The organism is Dyadobacter psychrophilus, from assembly GCF_900167945.1.
Lineage (GTDB): Bacteria > Bacteroidota > Bacteroidia > Cytophagales > Spirosomataceae > Dyadobacter > Dyadobacter psychrophilus.
The window spans coordinates 197555-213220 of the sequence record NZ_FUZA01000001.1; the positions used below are offsets into that span (position 1 = coordinate 197555).

At 45.3% G+C, this 15666-nt stretch carries 20 protein-coding genes; 10 read left to right on the forward strand and 10 right to left on the reverse strand.

What is annotated here, in order from left to right; all coding sequences use genetic code 11:
* The first annotated feature begins 27 nt into the window (after nt 1-27).
* Entirely contained in the window at nt 28-297 is a 270-nt protein-coding gene (locus tag B5X68_RS00935; RefSeq protein WP_141110155.1) for a hypothetical protein, read from the forward strand.
* Entirely contained in the window at nt 272-616 is a 345-nt protein-coding gene (locus B5X68_RS00940) for a toxin-antitoxin system TumE family protein (protein ID WP_082212805.1), read from the forward strand. The genes B5X68_RS00935 and B5X68_RS00940 overlap by 26 nt, the downstream gene beginning before the upstream one ends.
* Nucleotides 617-631: 15 nt before the next feature.
* Here B5X68_RS00940 and B5X68_RS00945 read toward each other — a convergent pair whose 3' ends face one another.
* Nucleotides 632-1003, reverse strand: a complete 372-nt coding sequence (locus tag B5X68_RS00945) for a globin domain-containing protein (protein ID WP_082212806.1) — start codon at nt 1001-1003, stop codon at nt 632-634.
* Between the two features lie 7 nt (nt 1004-1010).
* Nucleotides 1011-1784, reverse strand: coding sequence for an AMP nucleosidase (locus B5X68_RS00950; RefSeq protein WP_082212807.1), 774 nt, complete (start codon nt 1782-1784; stop codon nt 1011-1013).
* 51 nt (nt 1785-1835) lie between these two features.
* Between B5X68_RS00950 and B5X68_RS00955 the strand changes: the two genes are divergently transcribed.
* Entirely contained in the window at nt 1836-2285 is a 450-nt protein-coding gene (locus B5X68_RS00955; protein ID WP_082212808.1) for a type I restriction enzyme HsdR N-terminal domain-containing protein, read from the forward strand.
* A gap of 91 nt (nt 2286-2376) precedes the next feature.
* Here B5X68_RS00955 and B5X68_RS00960 read toward each other — a convergent pair whose 3' ends face one another.
* Nucleotides 2377-2988 carry a YceI family protein gene (locus B5X68_RS00960; protein ID WP_082213925.1) on the reverse strand — a complete coding sequence of 204 codons (612 nt, stop codon included), beginning with the start codon at nt 2986-2988 and terminating at the stop codon, nt 2377-2379.
* Between the two features lie 79 nt (nt 2989-3067).
* The gene (locus B5X68_RS00965; protein ID WP_082212809.1) at nt 3068-3526 is read right to left on the reverse strand and encodes a MarR family winged helix-turn-helix transcriptional regulator; all 459 of its coding nucleotides are present in this window, start codon (nt 3524-3526) and stop codon (nt 3068-3070) included.
* A gap of 99 nt (nt 3527-3625) precedes the next feature.
* Between B5X68_RS00965 and B5X68_RS00970 the strand changes: the two genes are divergently transcribed.
* From B5X68_RS00970 to B5X68_RS00980, 3 genes are all read left to right on the forward strand, one after another.
* On the forward strand, nt 3626-4204 hold the full coding sequence (locus B5X68_RS00970) for a Maf family nucleotide pyrophosphatase (RefSeq protein WP_082212810.1): 579 nt from the start codon (nt 3626-3628) through the stop codon (nt 4202-4204).
* A 26-nt stretch (nt 4205-4230) separates the two neighbouring features.
* Nucleotides 4231-5736 carry an alpha-amylase family glycosyl hydrolase gene (locus tag B5X68_RS00975; protein WP_082212811.1) on the forward strand — a complete coding sequence of 502 codons (1506 nt, stop codon included), beginning with the start codon at nt 4231-4233 and terminating at the stop codon, nt 5734-5736.
* Nucleotides 5737-5891: 155 nt separating this feature from the next.
* Nucleotides 5892-6827, forward strand: coding sequence for an SMP-30/gluconolactonase/LRE family protein (locus B5X68_RS00980; RefSeq protein ID WP_229208240.1), 936 nt, complete (start codon nt 5892-5894; stop codon nt 6825-6827).
* 1 nt (nt 6828) lies between these two features.
* Here the strand turns inward: B5X68_RS00980 and B5X68_RS00985 are convergent, their stop codons facing one another.
* Nucleotides 6829-7371 (reverse strand): hypothetical protein, encoded by a 543-nt coding sequence (locus B5X68_RS00985; protein ID WP_229208241.1) that lies wholly within the window; start codon nt 7369-7371, stop codon nt 6829-6831.
* Between the two features lie 11 nt (nt 7372-7382).
* Complete coding sequence (locus B5X68_RS00990; RefSeq protein WP_082212814.1) at nt 7383-7901, reverse strand: hypothetical protein; 519 nt, start codon at nt 7899-7901, stop codon at nt 7383-7385.
* A 163-nt stretch (nt 7902-8064) separates the two neighbouring features.
* Here B5X68_RS00990 and B5X68_RS00995 point away from each other — a divergent pair, with 163 nt between their 5' ends.
* The gene (locus tag B5X68_RS00995; RefSeq protein ID WP_082212815.1) at nt 8065-8568 is read left to right on the forward strand and encodes a GtrA family protein; all 504 of its coding nucleotides are present in this window, start codon (nt 8065-8067) and stop codon (nt 8566-8568) included.
* 5 nt (nt 8569-8573) lie between these two features.
* Here the strand turns inward: B5X68_RS00995 and B5X68_RS01000 are convergent, their stop codons facing one another.
* From B5X68_RS01000 to B5X68_RS01015, 4 genes are all read right to left on the reverse strand, one after another.
* Entirely contained in the window at nt 8574-9758 is a 1185-nt protein-coding gene (locus B5X68_RS01000; RefSeq protein WP_082212816.1) for an acetyl-CoA C-acyltransferase, read from the reverse strand.
* Between the two features lie 107 nt (nt 9759-9865).
* Nucleotides 9866-10117 carry a DUF6814 family protein gene (locus B5X68_RS01005; protein WP_082212817.1) on the reverse strand — a complete coding sequence of 84 codons (252 nt, stop codon included), beginning with the start codon at nt 10115-10117 and terminating at the stop codon, nt 9866-9868.
* A gap of 39 nt (nt 10118-10156) precedes the next feature.
* Entirely contained in the window at nt 10157-11689 is a 1533-nt protein-coding gene (locus B5X68_RS01010) for an MFS transporter (RefSeq protein ID WP_082212818.1), read from the reverse strand.
* A 147-nt stretch (nt 11690-11836) separates the two neighbouring features.
* The gene (locus B5X68_RS01015; RefSeq protein ID WP_082212819.1) at nt 11837-12136 is read right to left on the reverse strand and encodes a hypothetical protein; all 300 of its coding nucleotides are present in this window, start codon (nt 12134-12136) and stop codon (nt 11837-11839) included.
* A gap of 202 nt (nt 12137-12338) precedes the next feature.
* Between B5X68_RS01015 and B5X68_RS01020 the strand changes: the two genes are divergently transcribed.
* The 3 genes from B5X68_RS01020 (at nt 12339) to B5X68_RS01030 (ending at nt 15634) form a co-directional block, all read left to right on the forward strand.
* Nucleotides 12339-13103, forward strand: coding sequence for a carbohydrate-binding family 9-like protein (locus tag B5X68_RS01020; protein WP_082212820.1), 765 nt, complete (start codon nt 12339-12341; stop codon nt 13101-13103).
* Between the two features lie 65 nt (nt 13104-13168).
* A complete protein-coding gene (locus tag B5X68_RS01025) occupies nt 13169-14224 on the forward strand; it encodes a lactonase family protein (protein ID WP_082213926.1) in 1056 nt (351 codons plus the stop codon).
* Between the two features lie 189 nt (nt 14225-14413).
* Entirely contained in the window at nt 14414-15634 is a 1221-nt protein-coding gene (locus B5X68_RS01030) for an aminotransferase class V-fold PLP-dependent enzyme (RefSeq protein WP_082212821.1), read from the forward strand.
* Nucleotides 15635-15666 lie beyond the last annotated feature (32 nt).

Genomic DNA, 15666 nt, shown 5'->3' on the forward strand with positions numbered 1-15666 from the left:
TTGTTAGAAACCGGCAACAAAAATATTATGCTTACGCTGACGAAAAAACAAATCGGCAATTGGGTTTTGTTGGATTATCTGGCTCAAAGGCAACAATTTCAGGATAAAATTAATTTTCTTGAAAAGAAATATAATGCTGATCTTCAAGCTTTCGAAACCAAGCTTGAAACTGCAACGTCTGAGGATTTCCAAGCCTGGGACGATCTTATCGAATGGAAAGCCTATACTCAGTTCCTGTCAGAAATAGATTCAAAAATAGCTGATATCAGGAATGGAGATTTTCAAATGGCTGGATGACGAAAAATTTGTCTTCTCCTATACTATCAATGACTTCCGTGAGTTTCCTGAAAGCTATTATTTAAATCTGGAAATCAGATTTAATAAAAACACAGTGCTCTACGTAAGAGAATATGTAGAGGCAAGCCGAAGGAAATATGCGTTTCATTGGCAACAAGAGAATGGAGAATTGCTCGTCCGCTGGGATAACGCACCGCACTTTCCAAATCTCCCGACTTTCCCCCATCACAAACATAGAGCCGACGGCACTGTTCAGGAAAGCACTGATATTTCATTGGACGACGTTTTTGAATATATCAAAAAGGAGCTGGACAATTAATTAACCGCTCACAACTCACCGGTTCACCATAAAAAACGCCGTCCTGGGAAACCGATCGAACAGTTCATCCTTCAACTCCTTGCTGATCGGAAGTTCTCCAACGGCTTGCGACATGCATTGCAGCCACGCTACGGCGTCGTCCTCCGTGATAACGTGGGGCATGTGGCGGGCGCGCATCATGGGGTGGCCATGAATGTCGGAGTAGAGTTGCGGGCCGCCGAGAAATTGGGTCAGGAAAAGTCGTTGCTTTTCTTTGATTTCGTCTTTATCACTTTTGAAAAGCCTGGAAATCAGCTCGTGTGCGAAGACCAGGTCGTAAAATCTATCGGTCAGTTGTCTTAGCGCCGCGTCACCGCCGATGCGCTCGTATAGGGAAGCTTCACTCATTTTTCAATTAATTTTCAAACCGCAAATGTTTCACCGACGCACCCGACCTGGCCAGTTCCGTTAAGGATTCAATCCCAATCTCAAGGTGCATTTTGACGTAATTTGTGGTCACTTTTTTATCACTTTCTTCAGTTTTAACACCTTCCGGCACCAGTGGATTGTCAGATACCAAAAGCAATGCGCCGTGCGGAATGGAATTGGCAAACCCGACAATAAAAATCGTGGCCGTTTCCATGTCAATGGCCATCGCGCGGATATCCCGGAGATATTCCTTGAAACTGTCGTCGTGCTCCCAGATCCTCCGGTTCGTAGTGTAAACTGTTCCGGTCCAGTAATCCATTTTATGTTTGGCAATGCTGGCGGAAACCGTGCTTTGCAAGCGGAATGAAGGCAACGCAGGGATTTCGGAAGGCATATAGTCGTCACTCGTTCCCTCACCGCGAATGGCTGCGATAGGTAAAATAAGGTCGCCTACCTGCGTTTTCTTCAAGCCGCCACATTTACCCAAAAACAAAACGGCCTTCGGATTAATGGCCGACAAAAGATCCATAACTGTGGCCGCCATTGGGCTGCCCATCCCAAAATTAATAATAGTAATGTCCTTAGCAGTAGCCGTTTGCATGGCCCTGCCCTGCCCTTTTACCTCCACATTGAACTTCTCCGCAAACATGGTCACATAGTTTCCGAAGTTGGTTAGCAAAATATAATTGCCGAAATCTTCAACGGCCGTGCCTGTATAGCGCGGCAACCAGTTTTCGACGATTTGTTCCTTTGTAGTCATGAATTCATTCAGTTTATTGCCAGCATTTTGTTGTGATGTGTATCTTCGCTCATGGAATCTTTGAACCTCCCTGCGTTTGCTTACAAAGTTAAGCACGTTAACGGGAAACCGCATATCTTCGACATTATACGCAGGAAATTCGTTTCACTTACGCCGGAGGAGTGGGTAAGGCAGCATTTTATTCATTTGCTGATCAAAGAATATGGTTATCCCAAATCGCTTTTTGCCGTAGAAACCGGCTTGCAATACAACACGTTAGCCAAGAGGACCGACATTATGATCCTGTCCGGCGAGTCACTTCCGTTTCTCCTGGTGGAATGCAAAGCTCCTTTTATTGCTGTCACCGACGCCACCTTTGCGCAGATCAGCCGCTATAATTTTACATTACAACCTCAATATCTGGCTGTTACCAACGGCATGAGCCATTATTGTTTCAAAGCGGTGAATGGACAGATCCACTTTATGGATGATTTCCCAAAATACAGGGAGTTTAACAATTGATTTTTTTGGCATAAAAAAGACAAAAACCTGCCCAACCAAAAGGTCGGACAGGTTAACAATCTTAGCCATGAAAATTCTAAATGTCAGTCGATTATTTTGAAGCAACCAATTTCACATCAATGCTGAAATCGTCGTTGATCATTTTGTCACCAAGGTTTTCGAAGAAAGACTTGGAGTTGTATTTAATGTCGTATTTCGAACGGTCAACCACGATCTTACCAGTCGCCTCTGCGCCAGTTGCGGTTGTTTTCACAGTTACAGGGAAAGTCACAGGTTTTGTGATGCCTTTAATAGTAAGGTCGCCGGTAACTTCGTAAACCCCGGTTGACTTCGGTGTTGCTTTTGTCACTACAAATGTTGCAGTAGGGTGTTTTTCAACAGCAAAGAAATCATCTGACTTCAAGTGACCTATCAGTTTACCATTGTATTCTTTGTCCGTAAGGTCTGTGTTTGTGATAGTTGTCAAGTCAGCAACAAACTTACCACCGGTCAATTTAGCACCGTCCATGGTGATCGTTCCTTCTTTCAAGGCGATTTTGCCAGTATGTTCGCCGGTTACTTTTTTGCCAACCCATGTCAGCTCACTTTTAGAGGTGTTTACTTTCAAATTTGTCGCCTTTTTTACTTTGTCATCTGCTGATGCAGCACCTGAAACGAAAAGAGCCACTGCAACAGAAGCAAGGAAAAATTTAACGGATTTCATTGTAGTTTTCATTTTTTGAATTAATTGATTGTTTTAAAATTATTGGGTTATTCACTTTTTTGGTAATTCATTTTAAATACTAATGGTCGGCTTCACGAAGCTTATCCAGCATTGCATTGATCTGATCCGCTTCTTCGATCGAAATCACATTGAAGCGGTTTTCCCACTCGTCCACATGCGGATCAAGCTCTTCAAGTAATTTCAGCCCCTCTTCCGTTATCAAGACGTCCACTGCCCTCCTGTCATTAGGGCAAGACGACCGTTTTGCCAGATTCTTGGCCAACAATTTGTCGACAAGCCGCGAAGTGTTAGAATTCTTATCCAACATTCTTTCGGTAATATCACTTACCTTGATCGGGTTAAGCTGTTGCCCGCGCAGGATCCGCAACACATTATATTGCTGACTTGTGATATCATATTCTTTGAAAAATTCAAGCTGCTTGTATTCCAGCCAATTGCTCGTATAAATCAGGTTCAATGCGAGCCGCTGATAAGCGCTTCGAAATTTTTTTTGTTTTATATCAGTTTCAATAGACATAGCTGACGGTAAATGTATTTATGATGTATATACATTTAATGTTATAACATCTATTCATAAACGAATGGTTCATCCTAGGGAAAAATATTTTTGTTCTACATGATTTCTTTACAAAAACCGCTCATCCTCGCATCCAATTCTCCACGCCGAAAACAATTGCTCGCAGACGCAGGGTTCGATTTTACCGTTGAAGTGTTGCCTACCGACGAGACTTTTCCGGCAACATTGCCCGCTGAACAGGTCGCAGATTATATCTCAAAAGAAAAAGCCGAGCAGTTTCGAGGCATCAGACCGGAAGCCATTGTCCTCACCGCAGACACAATCGTAGTTGCAAACCATGAAATCCTGGGAAAACCAAAAGACTTTAAGGAAGCATTTACTATGCTGAAAATGTTGTCAGGCCAAATGCATACAGTGATAACTTCGGTAAGTTTACTGTCCGGGGATAAAATTCAAACGGTCTCTGATGTTGCGAAAGTGACGCTTAGTGCGCTGGAAGAGTGGGAAATAACACATTACATTGAGCGTTACCAACCTTTCGACAAAGCAGGTTCCTACGGCATACAGGAATGGATCGGAATGATTGGCGTTGAAAAAATTGAGGGATCATTTTACACGATTATGGGCTTACCGGTGCATATTGTTTATAAATTGCTGAAACCTTATTTCATCAGCTAAGCCCGCCAGATTCAGGCGACATTAATATGATTGCAGATAAGTCAAGATTTATTCCAAGGGTTTGTTACGAGATTTTTGTCCGTTCGTTTTGTGATTCAAATGGCGATGGGATTGGTGACTTAAATGGCATTATTTCAAAACTCGATTATCTCGCCGACCTGGGCATTGAGGCGATCTGGCTTACGCCGATCCACCCGTCGCCAAGCTATCACAAATATGATGTAACGGATTATTACGCCATTGAACCGGAATATGGAACAATGGACGACTTTAAAAAGCTGCTCGAAAGTGCCCGCCAGCGAGGCATTGAAATTTACCTGGACCTGATCATCAACCACACCAGCACGCTTCATCCGTGGTTTTCGGAAGCGCGAAAGAGCAATGCGAATGCATATCGTGAATTTTACTGGTGGATGACGCCGCCGCAAATTGAAGCATTAGGGATTTCAAAACGCGAAACTTCGGACGATTCGCAGGTCGTTTATCCCTGGCACGAAAACCCGGAAGATCCGGAAAAATATTATGGCCTGTTTTTCAAAGGCATGCCCGACCTCAATTATCACTCCGAGGCGCTCCGTGCAGAGTTGGAGAAAATAGTCCGGTTTTGGCTTGTTGAAATTGGCGTGGACGGCTTTCGGCTGGATGCGGCCAGGCACGTTTATCCGGAATGGGAGAAACATTTAAGCGTAGAATTCTGGCAGTATTTTTCAAAAGTGGTGCAGGACATCAAGCCTGACGCATTCACAGTTGGCGAGGTCTGGGCAGAAACAGAGGAAGTTGCGCCCTATTTCCGGTATCTGGACGCCACATTTCATTTCGACCTCAGCTTCGCGCTGCAACGCATGCTGATCGGTGAAAAAGATGAAGACATTGTTGAAAAGTTACAGGCCAGTTATGCGGTTTTTGAAAAATATAACCCGCTGTTTGTTGACGCGATCATGCTCACAAACCATGACCAGGACCGCATTGCGAGCGTCACGGGCAATCACAAAGCGAAAATTAAAATGGCGGCAAGCATTCTGCTGACATTGCCCGGGCAGCCTTACATTTATTATGGTGAAGAAATTGGCATGCTCGGTACAAAACCCGATCCTTACATCAGGGAGCCGTTTATCTGGTCAGAAGATTCAGAAAACAGCGGAACACCCAGCTGGATTGACGCCCAATTTTCGCAAATAGGAACAGTAGCGCCATTGTCTTCGCAAACCGGAGATCCCGATTCGGTTTTTCATCATTATAAAACATTAATAAACCTTCGAAAATCCGAACCCGCGCTGAGCCAGATTTTCGCGCCAAATTTGCATCGGGTGTGCCTGCAAGACGATCAGATGCTCGCGTATTTCCGGCCACATGTGGATAAGTCGCTGGTTATCATTCACAATTTGAGCAGTTATCACAAGCCCATTCTGATGCCCGAAGACAAATCAGATTTCACTCACATTCTTTTTTCTACCGACCCGCAGCATTCAGGCACGTTACAAACCATGCAGCTCGCGCCACATTCAAGTCTGATCCTCGCTTCTCATTCCTGAGACTTAGACAGTAGGTTGGAGTGCATCCGCTTCTTTATTCCATAATCATGTTTTAAATCCAAATAAACTTCGGAATCATGAAGCGTTGCAGGTCATTTCTGTGTTTTTTCCTGACCATATCGTCAATCGGTTTTGCCCAAAAATCTTATCCCACCATGGGAAAGATTATATATGAGGATCCCGCATTTGAAAAATTGCTCGCCAAGGACGCTAAAATTGAGGTTTTAGCGTCGGGTTTTGAATGGTCAGAGGGGCCGGTTTGGGTGAAAGACAGCAGTTTTCTTCTATTTTCTGATGTTCCAAAAAACAGAATTTACCGATGGGATGAAAAAAGCGGACTGTCCGTTTTTCTGGAACCGTCCGGTTATACGGGCCGCGGCCTTTACAGCGATGAGCCGGGCAGCAATGGCCTGATCATTGACAGCAAAGGCAGGCTCGTCTCTTGCGAACACGGCGACCGGCGTATTTCGGCTGTACCCTTAAAAGTAGGTGGAAAAGTAACGCTTGCGGATAATTTTGAAGGCAAAAGGTTCAACAGTCCGAATGACGTTACCGAGCATGCCAACGGCAGCTATTATTTCACCGATCCGCCTTATGGAATGGCTAAAAAGCACGAGGATCCTAGCCGGGAAACAAAGCAATTCGGTGTTTACCGCATTGCAAAAGACGGAAAAATCACCTTGCAGATTCCGGATCTCACCCGGCCTAACGGACTGGCATTTTCACCGGACGGAAAGGTCCTTTATGTAGCCCAATCCGATCCTGAAAAAGCTATAATCATGGCCTATAATGTAGATGAAAGCGGAAATATTGTTGGGAAGGGAAAACTCATCCACGATGCAACAGCGATGTTAAAAGCTGGAAAACAAGGCTTACCCGACGGCTTAAAGATCGATAAGGACGGAAATTTATGGTCATCCGGCCCCGGCGGAATGCTTATTCTCACTCCGGCCGGAAAGTTATTAGGCAGAATCGAAATGGGCGAACTAACGTCAAATTGCGCCTGGGGAAATGATGGCTCTACATTATATATGACCGTGGACGGTTATGTGTGCAGGGTCAGAACCAACACGAAAGGCGCAGGATGGTAACTTAGCGATCCGCAACCCTCCTAACCGATCTCAAATCATTTTCGACATCCCTTTTTACAGACGCCCAATTGGTTTTGCCGTTGCGATAAATGTTCGTATATGCCCGATAAAGAACCAGTTGATCTGCGCTCACCTTGTCCAGCTGATCTGCCAAGACGCCTTTTTGTGAAGACTTGGCCGTTCTGTATTCGTTGATGAGCACATTATAGCGGCTTTCCAGGTTGTCCAGTTCATATAAAACCACCTCGCCAAGCTTATCCATTTCCTGATATTGAGAAATGAGCTGCTGATTGTAATCCGCGCTTCCGGGCGAACCGGCATTCTGGGCATCATTACGTTGGGAATCATTCAACACACGGTCGTAATCCCGTTTGTACGTGCCACTATTTGAGCGGTAATCGCTGTCATAAGTCCTTTCGGAATCGTCTCGGCTGCTTGAAGATGTGCCGTGACGCTGATCATAACGCCTTTGTAATTGCTGCGAACACGACGAGCCGATCACCGCCAAAGCGGACATACAACAGATCAGATAAATCTTTTTCACGGTTTTAGTTGTTAAAAGTTGTGTCTTAGCCCAATGCTCAGATTGGGATTGAAGTAAAAGAATTTTGGTATCAATTCCAGATAGCCTCCGCCTTCGATGAAGAATGACGCGGGTTTCTGCGAGAAAAAGAATTCAAGCCCTGCTGTTGCCGACGGTCCCGTTGAAATGTTGGTTGTGTAAACAGATTTTACATTACGGTCTGGGTAATATCGTCTCGAATTTACCTGCACACCGGGACCCGCATACGCAATCATCCGCTCATTGAACAAAGGCGCATACCAAAGATAAGTCCCATTGAACATAACTCCTACACCACCCAGGTCGTCGTTACTGACTTTGTAATTATCCTTGCTTTTAAATAAGCCGATGTATGTTCCAATGCTGATGTCCAGCGCATTGCGCTCACCGTATTTCCTGATACTGACTGCAATGGGCTCTCCAACTTCAAATCCAACGGCCCATTTTTGAGTTTGTGCAAAGGCAGGAATAATGCCAAATAAAAGAGAAATCAGAAGAATAAACTTTTTCATAATCACTAATCAAAATTGTAAAGAGGGCAAAAATAATGCCATACCCGTGACCTTAACCTCCAATTCCACTTGCTCAAATTCCGAATCCCGTTTTGTTTCAGGATCAATTTATTTCTAATATTGGGTCCTAGTTGTTCCCGGCAGTCCATTAACCAACTCTCAAGTGGCCCAAGTAAAGCAGGATAAAATTCTCAATGCCAAAGATTTAATAGCGTATTTTCTTGTTGCGGGCACCGGGGCAGTAATACAACTTGTATCAAGCAGTTTAATCCAGGATTGGTTTGATGTCACCTGGAGTGAATCAATTACCCTCTCTTATTTAGTTGGATTTGTTGTAGGTTTTATCCTTACCAAATTGTTCGCATTCGACGCCCGCCGCAGCAATCAGACGCGCCGGGAGATGGTGAAGTTCTTGATCGTTGCGCTGATTTCCCTGGGTGTTACCAAAATATTCACATTAGGGTCATTCAAGCTGGCAACCGAAGTTTTGGGCATGGACATTTACATTGTGAAGCTTCCATTCGGAAAAAAACAGGTTAATCTCACCGAAATGGGTTCCTACGTAACAGGAATGGGTTTTAGTTTTGTAAGTAATTATATTTTGCACAAAACATTCACATTCAAAAGCACCGGATTTTACAATCGCCTCAAAGTTCTGATCCGCTAAATTCCTTACAATCTTTCAATAATTACCGCAGAAGCGCCGCCGCCTCCGTTACATATGGAAGCCAGACCGTAACGCCCGTTATTTTGTTCCAAAACGGATATCAACGTGGTGATAATACGTGAGCCCGAAGATCCCAGCGGATGGCCCAAGGAAACAGCTCCTCCAAAGACATTCACCTTATCTATGTCGAGGTCCAGCATCTTTATGTAAGCCAGCGCCACGACGGCAAATGCCTCATTCACTTCAAAATAGTCTATCTGAGAAAGTGACATGCCGGCCTTTGTCAAAACTTTTTGCGTCGCTAAAACTGGCGTTGTCGTAAACCATGCCGGTTCCTGTTCCGCATCTGCATAAGCCACTATTCTGGCGATGGGTTTAATACCATTGTTTTTTACAAAATCACGTCCGGCGATAACCAGCGCCGAGGCACCGTCATTAATGGTGGAAGCATTAGCCGCAGTGACCGTTCCGTCTTTGGAAAAAGCTGGCTTTAAGAAAGGAATTTTCTCAAATTTTACTTTTTTAAACTCCTCATCCTCTGATACAATCGTCGACTCGCCCCCTTTTGGCGAAGGCACTTCCACAGCCTTGATTTCCCTTTGAAAAAATCCATTTGCGGTTGATTCCGCGCTTTTTGTATAAGATCGGATGGCGAATGCGTCCTGCTCTTCTCTCGAAATATCATATTTTTCAGCCGTCCTGTCGCCGCATAAGCCCATTCCGATCTGGTCATAAACGTCCACCAAACCGTCTTTCAGCAAACCGTCGATAATCTCGCCGTTGCCATAACCATATCCGTTTCTTGCTTTTGGTAAATAATAAGGCACTTGTGACATGCTTTCCATCCCGCCTGCCACAATCAGGTCTGCATCTCCGAGCTGAATAGATTGCGCTCCAAAAACCACAGCCTTCATCCCCGAAGCGCATACTTTGTTGATGGTTGTACAAATTACGCCGGAAGGCAGACCTGCGTAAAGCGCTGCCTGACGCGCAGGAGCTTGTCCGAGATTCGCGGAAATAACATTCCCCATAATCACTTCCTGGACCTGCTCGGAAGCAACGCCCGCCTTTTCAATTGCACCCTGAATGGCCGTTGCACCCAGTTTTGCGGCATGAACTGATGACAAACTTCCGCCAAAACTTCCTATGGGCGTCCTTGCTGCGGACAAAATAAAAACTTCTTCTTTCATGGTTACCGGCTCGTCTGATGAGATCGTCAAAAATAGAAACTATCCTGACAAATCTATGTTAACAAGCGCCAAATCCACAAAAGAAGAAGTTTGTCTGATTGTTCGGCCTACAAATCAGCGGAAGTTCGCGGCAATTTATCGTACTCGCCTTTCCAGCCATAATAGCCAAAAATCACCAGTCCGGCGCAGATCGGAATGAAAATCAGAATAATGATCGACCATTGTAAAGTTGTATTAGTCCTGGCAATTCCTTCCGCGGCCAGCCCGATTTTCTCACTGGCTTGCATGAACAAAAATATAATGATAACTGGCCCCAGCAACATCCAAAGAATTCCAAGAAATTTCTTTAAAGCATTCATAATGATCTGTTTTGAAATATTTTTTAACAATAATAAGCGTTAGTCCGCCACATTTTCATCCCCTTTATTATCAATGTAAACCGCACCGATCACAAACGAAAGCGCCGCGATCCCGATCGGATACCATAGGCCTGATAATGGTGTTGAACCGCTGAAAGAAGCGACTAATGTTGCGATAAATGGCACTAAGCCTCCAAAAACGCCATTTCCGATGTGATATGGAAGCGACATGGATGTGTAGCGGATCTTGGTAGGAAATAATTCAACCAAAAATGCAGCAATAGGGCCATAAACCATGGTTACCAGCAAAACCTGAAAGAAAACCAGAGCAATAATGATGATATAGGTCGGGCCAGAAAGTGTAACATCCTTAATCACCGTTTGCTCCTCAGGGAATGTAGCCGGCGCATCGGGAATGGTCACAATCTTCGCTTCCTTAAATGTCATTCCGTTATTCAGCGTTTTTAATGTTGTGGTCGTGACCAGCGAATCCTTTGTATCCTTCACCAGAGTCCTTTCTACAACCGGAGCCGAAGCACTTTTGAGCTCCGTTTTCTGAAACTCTTTCACATTGGTTGCATCAATAAAATATTGATAAATAGGGCGATAACAAATTACGCCGAGCAACATACCCATGAGCATGATCCATTTCCTTCCCACCTTATCACTCCATGAACCAAACACAACAAAAAATGGCGTCGCGAATAAGATCGCCCAAAGCAGTATATATCGCGATTCGTTAAAGTCGAGCTTACAGGTATTTTCCAAAAATGATTGCGCATAAAACTGCCCGGTATACCAGATCACGCCTTGCCCCATAGTGGCCCCGAACAACGCCAGCAGCACCATTTTAAAATTGGCCTTCTTTTGAAAGCTTTCTTTCAATGGATTTGTGGAAACTTTGCCTTCGGCTTTCAGCTTCGTAAAAACCGGCGATTCGTGCATTTTCATCCGGATATAAATGGAAACGCCCACCAGCAATATCGAAACCAGGAATGGAATCCGCCAGCCCCAGTCGGCAAACGCTTCCGCGCCTAACATGTTCTTGGTAAGCACAATAACACCCAGGGAAAGGAACAACCCCAATGTCGCCGTGGTTTGGATCCAGCTTGTAAAAAAGCCTCTTTTCCCGACCGGCGCGTGCTCCGCTACATAAGTGGCCGCACCACCATATTCGCCCCCTAATGCGAGCCCCTGAACCAATCTCAGTATCAAAACCAAAATCGGCGCCGCATAACCAATGCTCGAATAAGAAGGAATTAATCCAATAAGGAAAGTCGAGCCGCCCATCAAAACGAGGGTTAGCAGAAATGTATATTTTCTGCCAATCAAATCTCCTAACCGGCCAAAAACCAATGCGCCGAATGGTCGCACGATGAAGCCGGCAGCGAAAATGGCGAGGGTGTTGATTAATGCTGACGCTCCCGCGTCGCTGGGGAAAAGTTGTTGCCCGATGATAACGGCCAGACTGCCAAAAATGTAGAAATCATACCATTCGATTAAAGTACCAAGAGAAGAAGCAGCGATTACCTGGGTAATGCTTTGGGAAACATTTTTGTCTGTGGACTGCATGGGTTAGGTAAAGGTGTGGATAAGAATAATCTTCCTTATTAAGCTGGAAAAGCGGCAATAGGGATATCATTACTCATTATATCAATAAAAAAGCCCCTGGACGAATCCAGGAGCTAGCTAATATATTTCCAATTTGCTGGACTGATATTACAAAATATCGTCGTCCTCATCGTCATCTTCACGGTCGATAATCTCGTCGCCGTCAATGATAACAGGCTCTTCATCGTCTAGCAGGCTGTCGTCATCGTCATCCAGGACGTCCTGAGGCAGCACATCATCTGCATCGTCATCTCCGTCCAGATCGTCATCGTCACCGCCAACCAGGTCCGGATCATCGGCTACTGAGCGTGTTTTTTGCGTGTTCGTCGGGAAATCCGGAACCACGGGTGCTTCCAGAATTGGTTTGCTTGTATCAGCTATTGCGGGTTCTCCTCGTTCGCGTATCATAATTTTAAAAGTTAAATGGTTTCCAGTTGATTTGTTAAGAGCTTCTCTTTAAATAATCATTCCAAAGGAAGTCAGGAAAGGGAAAAGCTGGCGCGCTTGGAGCCTTGGGAAGAAATAATCATTTGGTAATATCTAAAAACCTAATGAAATTGCCGAAGCCAGCCTCCCGGCCGGAACTGTTCCCATCCTAAACCTTAAAATAATGTTGAAAAAATTCGTCCTCCTTTCACTATGGGCGGGAATTTTGACGGGCGCCGTAGCGTCGAGCCTCGCTGCATCAGGCGGTGTTACCCGCGCCGCAGTCCCGGACTCATCCATGGTCATCAGGAAAACCACTGATTTCAAGATAGACGGAGAAGGAAGTGCCGCTAACTGGGCCACCGCCAAAGCATTTGACATTACCGTTCAAAAAGGCCCCAACCAGCCTGCGCCTGGAAAACAATTTCCCACGAAAGTGAAAATTCTCTACTCTGACAAGGGTTTATATTTCCTTTTTGATTGCACAGATACAAAACTGACAGCAACCATTATGGAGGATTTTGGCTTGCTGTTCAAAGAAGACGTGGTTGAAGTTTTTCTCTGGCCCGACACTTCGGTGCCTATCTATCTGGAATACGAACTCTCGCCACTGGATTACGAGCTGCCGATCATAATTCCAAACATCAAAGGAAAAACCGAGGGTTGGAAGGCCTGGCATTACAACGATCGAAACCGCGTGCACCACGCTACGAGCGCGCAAGGCGGGCAAAAGAAAAGCATGGCGTCGGTGGAGGGCTGGAAAGCAGAATTTTTTATTCCCTACACATTAATGAGCCCCATGGTCACGGGCGCACCAAAGTCCGGAACCAAATGGCGGGGCAATTTCTACCGCATTGATTACGACGCAGATACAGCTTACTACTCCTGGCAAAAAACAGGCGGAAGCTTCCACGAATTCAATAAATTCGGCACATTGATTTTTGAATAGAACCACAAATTTCCTAACCCATGCGCAATACCTTTTTAACATTCATTTGCTTAATCTCCGCGATCATGACATTTGCACAAAAATCCGGAAAAGAGATCCTTTACGTAGGCACTTACACCCAGAAGGGCGAAGGCATTTATGTATACGAGTTTGACAGGAGTAACCTCTCCTACAAAGAATTACAGGTTTTGGTAAATAAAAACAGCCCTTCCTTTCTGGAATTCCACCCCAACAAAAAATTCATGTATTCCGCCAACGAAGGCAACAGCACCGTGTCTTCCTATGCCATCGACGCCACCGGGAAACTAACGACATTGAATTCGAAATCATCGCTCGGAAAAGGCCCTTGCCATGTAAGCGTGGATCCAAAAGGCCGGTTTCTGTATGTATCCAATTATGGAAGCGGACAGTTGGGCGTTTATCTGCTCAATGGAGACGGGACCATCGGCGCGGCGGCAGATAGCATTCAGGATAAAGGCGCAGCGTCGCAAAAACCGCATATGCATTCGGTAATCCCCTCAGCAGACGGCAAATACATTTATGCTTCCGACCTGGGAATTGATAAAATAATGATTTACTTAGTTGACCCCAAAACCGGAAAGCTTACGCCGGGCGCTGTGCCATACGTTGAAGTAAAAGCAGGTGACGGCCCCCGCCACTTCGCTATTCACCCTAACGGAAATTTTGCTTATTCCGCCGGTGAGCTGGGTTCTGTTGTTAATTCTTTCAAAATCGTTAAAAATTCCGGCGCGCTGGTTCCAATGGAGCGTGTTACCATGCTGCCGGCTGATTTTACAGGTAAAAATTCCGCGGCAGATATTCACTTCTCGCCCGACGGCAAATTTCTATACGCTTCCAACCGCGGCCACGAAAGTCTGGCCATTTATGCTGTCGACGCGCAGACAGGCAAGTTGACGGTTGCCGGACACGCAGAGACCCACGGAAAACATCCCCGCAATTTTCTGATAGACCAGAAAGGAGATTTCGCCATCGTGACCAACCGTGACAATGACAATGTTGTGTTTTTCAAAAGAAATCCGCAGAACGGGCAGCTCACTTACACCAGCAAGGAAATCAGCGTGCCTACGCCTGTGTGTGTGAAGCAATTTTTTATTGACTAGACATTTGATCAGAATAATAAGGCGTTAAAATTCATAATCACCAAAGTTTATTTTCTGGATTTGATTTATCAAAAAAAATAATCTTACAAAAAAGAGTATCAGCATGCATTTCCTGCATCATTAAAATGTTGATCCTGTCAATATAGATTTTAACGCCCTTATCACCTTTTTCAAGTCCTTTCCAATATCATGATAAACCGTAGAGATTTAATCAAGCACCTGTCCGCTGTGCCGTTGTTAGGCGGATTTTTGGGACAAGGCAGTGCAGAAGCTGCAACTTTCGCCGCCAAGCTCCCTGCAAGAAATCTGGCTAAGGAGCTGGGCATAAGAACATTCATTAATGCCGCGGGTACCTACACGGCTATGACTGGATCGCTGATGCAGGATGAAGTTGTTGAAACAATCCAGGGTGCAGCCCAAAATTTCATGATGCTGGACGAGGTTCAGACCAAGGTTGGGGAAAAGATAGCCGCATTAACACACGCCGAATCCGCAGTGGTGACTGCTGGCTGTTTCTCCGCATTAACATTAGGACTGGCCGGTGTATTAACCGGAATGGATCCCAAAAAAGTAGAAGCATTGCCGCACCTGGAAGGAACCGGCATGAAATCCGAAGTGATCATCCAGAAAGGCCATAACATTGGCTATTCTCATGCATTGACCAACACAGGTTGCACAATCATTCAGGTGGAGACAGTTGAGGAACTGGAAAAGGCCATTAATGAGAAAACAGCATTGCTTTGGTTCCTGCATATCCAATCCGACAAAGGCCAGATCAAGCACGAACAATGGGTGGAGATTGCCAAGAAACACGGCATCGCAACCATGATAGACATGGCTGCGGACGTTCCGCCGGTTGAAAATCTCTGGCGATTCAATGATATGGGCTTTGACCTGGTATGCGTTTCGGGCGGAAAAGCAATGCGCGGCCCCCAAAGTGCAGGGATCCTGATGGGTAAAAAACACCTGATAGATGCTGCCAGACTAAGCATGCCTCCACGCGGATCGACAATAGGACGCGGCATGAAAGTGAACAAGGAAGAGATCCTGGGCATGTATGTGGCGCTGGAAAAATTTGTCAAAATGGACCACAAGAAAGAGTGGAAAATGTGGGAAGACCGCGCTGCGACCATTGGTAATGCTGCAAAAAGTGTTGCCGGAGTGAATGTGGAAACATTTGCACCTGAACTCGGTAACCACACGCCCACCCTCAGAATCTCCTGGGATGCTGCAAAAGTAAGTCTGCCGGTAAAACTGTTGCAGGAAAACCTTCGCAAAGGCGATCCGTCCATCGAGATCATGCCTGGCGAAAACAATACATTGACCATCACAACCTGGTGCCTGAAACCCGGTGAAGAGAAAATAGTAGCAACCCGCCTCAAAGAAGAATTGTCGAAAGCGGTTGTTTAAGATTTTGCATTACCAGAATACCTATTCCTAAG

Bases quoted from the DNA above. Each gene is read 5' to 3' on its own strand.
- B5X68_RS00935 (WP_141110155.1), top strand. From the start codon at position 28: ATGCTTACGCTGACGAAAAAACAAATCGGCAATTGGGTTTTGTTGGAT.
- B5X68_RS00940 (WP_082212805.1), top strand. From the start codon at position 272: ATGGAGATTTTCAAATGGCTGGATGACGAAAAATTTGTCTTCTCCTAT.
- B5X68_RS00945 (WP_082212806.1), bottom strand. From the start codon at position 1,003: ATGAGTGAAGCTTCCCTATACGAGCGCATCGGCGGTGACGCGGCGCTA.
- B5X68_RS00950 (WP_082212807.1), bottom strand. From the start codon at position 1,784: ATGACTACAAAGGAACAAATCGTCGAAAACTGGTTGCCGCGCTATACA.
- B5X68_RS00955 (WP_082212808.1), top strand. From the start codon at position 1,836: ATGGAATCTTTGAACCTCCCTGCGTTTGCTTACAAAGTTAAGCACGTT.
- B5X68_RS00960 (WP_082213925.1), bottom strand. From the start codon at position 2,988: ATGAAATCCGTTAAATTTTTCCTTGCTTCTGTTGCAGTGGCTCTTTTC.
- B5X68_RS00965 (WP_082212809.1), bottom strand. From the start codon at position 3,526: ATGTCTATTGAAACTGATATAAAACAAAAAAAATTTCGAAGCGCTTAT.
- B5X68_RS00970 (WP_082212810.1), top strand. From the start codon at position 3,626: ATGATTTCTTTACAAAAACCGCTCATCCTCGCATCCAATTCTCCACGC.
- B5X68_RS00975 (WP_082212811.1), top strand. From the start codon at position 4,231: ATGATTGCAGATAAGTCAAGATTTATTCCAAGGGTTTGTTACGAGATT.
- B5X68_RS00980 (WP_229208240.1), top strand. From the start codon at position 5,892: ATGGGAAAGATTATATATGAGGATCCCGCATTTGAAAAATTGCTCGCC.
- B5X68_RS00990 (WP_082212814.1), bottom strand. From the start codon at position 7,901: ATGAAAAAGTTTATTCTTCTGATTTCTCTTTTATTTGGCATTATTCCT.
- B5X68_RS01000 (WP_082212816.1), bottom strand. From the start codon at position 9,758: ATGAAAGAAGAAGTTTTTATTTTGTCCGCAGCAAGGACGCCCATAGGA.
- B5X68_RS01005 (WP_082212817.1), bottom strand. From the start codon at position 10,117: ATGAATGCTTTAAAGAAATTTCTTGGAATTCTTTGGATGTTGCTGGGG.
- B5X68_RS01010 (WP_082212818.1), bottom strand. From the start codon at position 11,689: ATGCAGTCCACAGACAAAAATGTTTCCCAAAGCATTACCCAGGTAATC.
- B5X68_RS01015 (WP_082212819.1), bottom strand. From the start codon at position 12,136: ATGATACGCGAACGAGGAGAACCCGCAATAGCTGATACAAGCAAACCA.
- B5X68_RS01020 (WP_082212820.1), top strand. From the start codon at position 12,339: ATGTTGAAAAAATTCGTCCTCCTTTCACTATGGGCGGGAATTTTGACG.
- B5X68_RS01025 (WP_082213926.1), top strand. From the start codon at position 13,169: ATGACATTTGCACAAAAATCCGGAAAAGAGATCCTTTACGTAGGCACT.
- B5X68_RS01030 (WP_082212821.1), top strand. From the start codon at position 14,414: ATGATAAACCGTAGAGATTTAATCAAGCACCTGTCCGCTGTGCCGTTG.